Annotated in this window: 5 protein-coding genes; 2 read left to right on the top strand and 3 right to left on the bottom strand. The window is 58.4% G+C overall.

What is annotated here, in order from left to right:
- Together NW856_RS10425 and carB are read right to left on the bottom strand one after the other, a co-directional pair.
- A partial coding sequence (locus tag NW856_RS10425; RefSeq protein WP_414400165.1) for a Photosystem Q(B) protein 1 occupies nt 1–780 on the bottom strand: 780 nt, incomplete at its 3' end.
- Nucleotides 781–1,121: 341 nt separating this feature from the next.
- Nucleotides 1,122–4,337 (bottom strand): carbamoyl-phosphate synthase large subunit, encoded by a 3,216-nt coding sequence (carB, locus tag NW856_RS10420; protein ID WP_414400164.1) that lies wholly within the window; start codon nt 4,335–4,337, stop codon nt 1,122–1,124.
- 279 nt (nt 4,338–4,616) lie between these two features.
- Between carB and NW856_RS10415 the strand changes: the two genes are divergently transcribed.
- Together NW856_RS10415 and NW856_RS10410 are read left to right on the top strand one after the other, a co-directional pair.
- Nucleotides 4,617–4,850, top strand: coding sequence for a FitA-like ribbon-helix-helix domain-containing protein (locus NW856_RS10415; protein WP_071818136.1), 234 nt, complete (start codon nt 4,617–4,619; stop codon nt 4,848–4,850).
- Nucleotides 4,834–5,259 carry a type II toxin-antitoxin system VapC family toxin gene (locus NW856_RS10410; protein ID WP_414357734.1) on the top strand — a complete coding sequence of 142 codons (426 nt, stop codon included), beginning with the start codon at nt 4,834–4,836 and terminating at the stop codon, nt 5,257–5,259. The genes NW856_RS10415 and NW856_RS10410 overlap by 17 nt, the downstream gene beginning before the upstream one ends.
- On the opposite strand, the gene NW856_RS10405 is transcribed toward NW856_RS10410, so the two are convergent.
- On the bottom strand, nt 5,254–5,627 hold a 374-nt coding region (locus NW856_RS10405; RefSeq protein WP_414400163.1), incomplete at its 5' end, for an MnhB domain-containing protein. The genes NW856_RS10410 and NW856_RS10405 overlap by 6 nt on opposite strands.

Genomic DNA, 5,627 nt, shown 5'->3' with positions numbered 1-5,627 from the left:
CCCCAAGAACGCGTAGTGCCCGGCCAGGAAGTTGTAGGTGACTTCCTCCTGCCCGAAGCGGTAGCCGGCATTTTGTGACTCTTCTTCCGAGGTCTCGCGGATTAGGCTGGAGATCACCAGGGAGCCGTGCAGGGAGGCCAGCAGAGCGCCGCCAAAGACGCCGGCCACCCCCAGCCAGCTAGCAGGGTGCATGAGGATATTGTGCTCCGCCTGGAAAGCCAGCATGAAGTAGAAGGTGCCGGCGATCCCCAGGGGCAAGCCTTCCGAAAAACTGCCCTGGCCGATGGGGTAGACCAAGAGCACTGCCGTAGCCGCCGCCGCCGGAGCGGAAAACGCCACCGCAATCCAGGGACGCATGCCCAAGCGATAGCTCAGCTCCCACTGCCGGCCCAGGTAGCACCACACCCCGATCAGGAAATGGAGCACGATCAGTTGGTAGGGGCCGCCGTTGTAGAGCCATTCATCCAAAGAGGCGGCTTCCCAAATGGGATAAAAGTGCAAGCCGATGGCCGCTGAGGTGGGCACCACCGCTGCCGAGATGAGATTATTCCCCCCTATCAAAGAGCCGATCACCGGCTCGCGGATCCCATCCACATCCACCGGCGGAGCAGCGATAAAAGCGATTACAAAACAAAAGGCTGCTGCCAACAAGGTCGGGATCATCAATACGCCAAACCAGCCGATGTAAAGCCGGTTTTCGGTGCTGGTTATCCATTGACAAAAGCCATTCCAACTCCAGAGCTGCCGTGCAGCCGAGGAGCGGCGAATTACCGTACTCATAGGCCAACTCCTAAAGAGACAAAACCATTCTTTGCTTTGTCGGCTTCCTTGAACGGGGCAAAACTCTTCCCGCGCCGACCGCCAAAAGCGTCTCCTTCTTTCAGGCTAGACAGTTTTAGGGACGCCGACAGGGATCCCTAACTTTCGCAACGGGACTGTGAAAAAAATGGATTTGTCGATACAAATCAGCACCGATATGTTGCAATTTGGAGGTCTTTGAGAGCTTCCCGGCGAAGGTCGGTCACTGGCAGTTGATGGCAGCCAAGCTTGAGCAGACGTTTCTTAAGGATAGGTTTAGGAAAGAGGTGCCGTCCGGGACCTGCTTTTTTTCCTCCAGAATCCTAGACAGAGAAAAAATCCTGCAAGCACTTCACCTGCAGGGATCCCGACTGCAAAGCACGGATGGCAGCCGCGGTGGCTTTGGCCCCTGCCAAGGTGGTCACCAGAGGGATCTTGTAGGCCAGGGCAGTGCGGCGGATCTTTTGGCCATCTTGCTGCGCCTCGACACCGGAAGGGGTGTTGATAATGAGCTGAATCTGGTGATTTTTGATGGCGTCGATGACGTGGGGCCGTCCCTCGTGCAGCTTGAGGACTTTGTCCACCGGGATCCCGTGCTCGGCTAAAACTTTTTGGGTTCCTTCGGTGGCCAACAGGCGAAAGCCCAGCCCCACAAACTCGCGGGCTACCGGGATGACCGCCTGTTTATCCCGGTCGCTGACGCTGATGAACACCGTCCCCTGCAGAGGTAGATTCTGCCCCGCCGCCAGTTGGGCTTTGGCGTAAGCGCGGCCAAAGTCCGTGTCAATGCCCATCACCTCACCGGTGGAGCGCATCTCCGGCCCCAGCAGCGTGTCGGTGCCGGGAAACTTGTGGAAGGGCAAAACCGCTTCTTTGACGGCAATGTGGGAGGGGATCACCTCCTGGGTAAAGCCCAGCTCGGCTAGGGTTTTGCCGCTCATCACTTGAGCGGCGTAGTCTGCCAGCGGATGGCCGATGGCCTTGCTGACAAAGGGGACGGTGCGGGAGGCGCGCGGATTGGCCTCCAGGATATAGACTTGACCTTTTTGGACGGCGTATTGCACGTTGATCAGGCCCACCACCTTCAGAGCTTGGGCCAACTTCACCGTCCACTCGCGGATCACCCGCAGCACCTCGGGGCTGAGGGTGCGGCTGGGCAATACACAGGCCGAATCGCCCGAGTGGATCCCGGCCTGCTCGATGTGCTCCAGAATGCCGCCGATGGTAACAGCGCCGGTGCGGTCGGCAATGGCATCCACATCCACCTCCACCGCCTCTTCCAGGAACTGATCCACCAGCACCGGACGATCCGGATCCACCGCCACCGCCAGTTGCATGTAGCGCTGCAGGTCTTGGTCGGAATAGACGATCTCCATGGCTCGTCCCCCCAAGACGTAGCTGGGCCGCACCACCACCGGATAGCCGATGCGGCGGGCAATTTCCAAGCTTTCTTCCACGCTGCGGGCAATGCCGTTGGCCGGTTGGCGAATATCCAACTCCCGCAAGATGCGCTCGAAGCGCCCCCGATCCTCAGCAATGTCGATGGAGTCGGGGGAAGTTCCCCAGATGGGAGCCTGGGCTGCTGCCAGCCCCTGCGCCAGCTTGAGGGGAGTTTGACCGCCAAATTGCACGATCAGGCCGACCGGCTGCTCAGCATCCACCAAGTTCATCACCTCTTCATGGGTGAGCGGCTCAAAATAGAGGCGATCAGCGGTGTCGTAGTCGGTGGAAACGGTTTCCGGGTTGGAGTTGACCATGATCGCCTCGTAACCCAGGCGGCTGAGGGCAAAGGCAGCATGACAACAGCAGTAGTCGAATTCGATCCCCTGGCCGATGCGGTTGGGGCCACCTCCCAAGATCATCACCTTCTCTTTGCGGGCCGGGAAAATCTCCGACTCGCTCTCGTAGGTAGAGTACTGGTAGGGGGTAGCAGCCTCAAATTCGGCGGCGCAGGTATCTACAGTTTTGTAGGTGGGGATCACCCCCAGGCTTTTGCGGCAGGCCCGCACCTGATGTTCCGTGGATCCAGTGAGGTGGGCAATTTGTCGGTCGCTGAAGCCCATTTGCTTGAGATGCCGCAGATCCTCAGCACTCAGGGATCCCAGCTCCCGCCCCTTGAGGGCTTGCTCCACCTCCACCAACTCCTGTAGCTTGTCGATAAACCAGGGATCGATGTGGGTGAGTTGGGCAATCTCCTGGGCAGAAAAGCCCATGAGCAGAGCGGTGCGGATGGTGAGCAATCGGAAGGGGTTGGGGGTGCGCAGGTTGGCCCGCACTTCCTCTGGCTTGGGGAAAACCTCCGGCCTATCGCTGCCAAAGCCGGGACGGTCGATTTCCAGGGAACGCAATGCCTTCTGGATGGATTCTTGAAAAGTGCGGCCAATGGCCATCGCCTCCCCCACCGATTTCATCTGGGTGGTGAGAACCGGCTCTGCGCCGGGGAATTTTTCAAAAGCAAAGCGAGGGATCTTGGTGACCACATAGTCGATGGTGGGCTCGAAGCTGGCCGGAGTTTTGCGGGTGATGTCGTTGGGGATCTCCGGCAGCGTGTAGCCCACTGCCAATTTGGCGGCAATTTTGGCGATGGGAAAGCCGGTGGCCTTGCTGGCCAAAGCAGAAGAGCGGGAGACCCGCGGGTTCATCTCGATCACCCGCACCTCGCCGTTGGCAGGGTTGACGGCAAATTGCACGTTGGATCCCCCGGTCTCTACGCCAATTTCGCGCATGATGGCGATGGCATAGTCCCGCAGCCGCTGGTATTCCTTGTCGGTGAGGGTTTGGGCCGGGGCCACGGTGATGGAGTCGCCAGTGTGCACCCCCATCGGGTCGATGTTTTCTATGGAGCAGATGATCACCACGTTATCCGCCAGATCCCGCATCACCTCCAGCTCAAACTCCTTCCAGCCGATGACCGATTCTTCCACCAAGATTTGGGAAACGGGGCTGGCCTCCAAGCCGGCAGCGCAGATCTCTTCAAACTCCTCCTGGTTGTAAGCCACCCCACCACCGGTGCCCCCCAGGGTATAGGCCGGGCGGATGATGAGGGGATAGCCGATCTCCTGGGCAATCTGCTTGGCTTCTTCCAGGGTGTGGGCCAGGCCAGAGCGGGGCACGGCCAAGCCAATCCGCTGCATGGCTTGCTTGAAGAGATCCCGGTCTTCGGCTTTTTCAATGGCCTCCCGCTTGGCCCCAATCAACTCCACCCCGTACTGCTCCAGGATCCCTTGCTGGGCCAGTTGCACCGCCACGTTGAGGGCCGTCTGGCCGCCCATGGTGGGCAGCAAAGCATCAGGGCGCTCCCGCTCGATGATTTTGGCCACAAAGTCCGCCGTCACCGGCTCGATGTAGGTGCGCTCCGCCATACTGGGATCCGTCATGATGGTGGCGGGGTTAGAGTTGACCAAAACGACCTCATAGCCCTCTTCCCGCAGGGCTTTGCAGGCTTGGGTGCCCGAGTAGTCGAACTCACAGGCTTGGCCAATGACGATCGGCCCCGCTCCAATGAGCAAGATTTTGTGGATATCGGTGCGGCGCGGCATAGGGATCCCACCAGGTGGCAGAGTCAGCCTTCTATTGTAGAGGTCACCTGCAGGTCAAGTTGCTCATCGGGATCCCTCTTTTTTGAGTGTTGCGCTTTCAAAGGCTATGCACAGCAGGCAGAGCTTGGATCCCTGGCAGGCAGGAGTTCTCTGGGGCAACCCGCAAAAGGGCAGCTTCTTCATCAGTATCAATAGACGGGAAAACTTGAACTTTAGATGATATCAATGCTATCGTCGCAGCAAAGCCGCCCAGGGATCTGCCGATCGAGGAAACGCTCTATGGCCACGTTAATTGTTCGCAATGTTGACGAAGCCATTGTCAAAGCTCTCAAACAAAGGGCTAGTCGTCACGGCGTTAGTGCAGAGGCCGAACACCGCAAAATCCTAGAGCAAGTCTTACTCCAGCCTGCGAAACAGTCCTTTGCCGAAGTGCTCAGATCGATACCTAACGTTGGCAACGATTCAGACTTTGAGCGAGTGCAAGATAACACTGCCCATGACGTATTTGCTTGACACTAACGTCATCAGTGAGCTGAGCAAACACAGTCAAGCCAACTCCGGGGTTCAAGAATTTCTTCAAACTGCCATTGAGCAAGAGGCCCGCATCTACATCAGCGTGATCACGCTGGGCGAACTCCGCCGAGGCGTTGAACTCATGCGCCATCGCGGCGATCATCTGCAAGCCAACCTTCTGGAGAGGTGGCTGCAAACGGTTGTCGATGACTATGCCGATCACATTCTTGATTTCACAATTACCGAAGCCCAGGTATGGGGAAGCCTGTGCGTACCTCACTCTCAAAATGCGATTGACAAACAACTGGCTGCTACAGCCTTGGTTTACGGACTTACCCTGGTTACTCGCAATGTCCGTGATTTTGCCGGGACAGGGGTACCTCTCATTAACCCATTTAGACCCTCATAACAAGCCGCGGTAGCGAATAAAGATCAAAACTGCCGCCCAGGATCCCAGCGCCACTTTGATCGCCACCAGAATATTGAGAATCGGGATCCAGCCGCCGCTAAACAGATCCCCCAACTCCCCTCTAGGCAATTCCCAGCCGGCCAGAGCCATCACAGCCACCCCGATAAACGCCACCACCGACAGCTTCTCCCACATCGCAGCCCGCCACCGTTTGTAGATGGCCTCCATCCAGGTGGAAGAGGCGGTGATCGCCACCAAGCCAATGGCCGTCCCCCCCGCCACCCCGGCAGCAAAGCCTCCGCCCGGCGTCAGGTGCCCTCGAATGGCCAGCTCCACCGCGATCAAAGCCGAAATGGTGGCTCCCACTC

It is taken from the genome of Synechococcus sp. R3-13, from assembly GCF_047462195.1.
In the GTDB taxonomy this organism is placed as follows: Bacteria; Cyanobacteriota; Cyanobacteriia; order Thermostichales; family Thermostichaceae; genus Thermostichus.
This window is presented reverse-complemented; position numbering and strand designations above follow the sequence as displayed.

What these genes read in the sequence shown, in the direction of transcription:
- carB (WP_414400164.1), bottom strand. Translation starts at nt 4,337, where the DNA reads ATGCCGCGCCGCACCGATATCCACAAAATCTTGCTCATTGGAGCGGGG.
- NW856_RS10415 (WP_071818136.1), top strand. Translation starts at nt 4,617, where the DNA reads ATGGCCACGTTAATTGTTCGCAATGTTGACGAAGCCATTGTCAAAGCT.
- NW856_RS10410 (WP_414357734.1), top strand. Translation starts at nt 4,834, where the DNA reads ATGACGTATTTGCTTGACACTAACGTCATCAGTGAGCTGAGCAAACAC.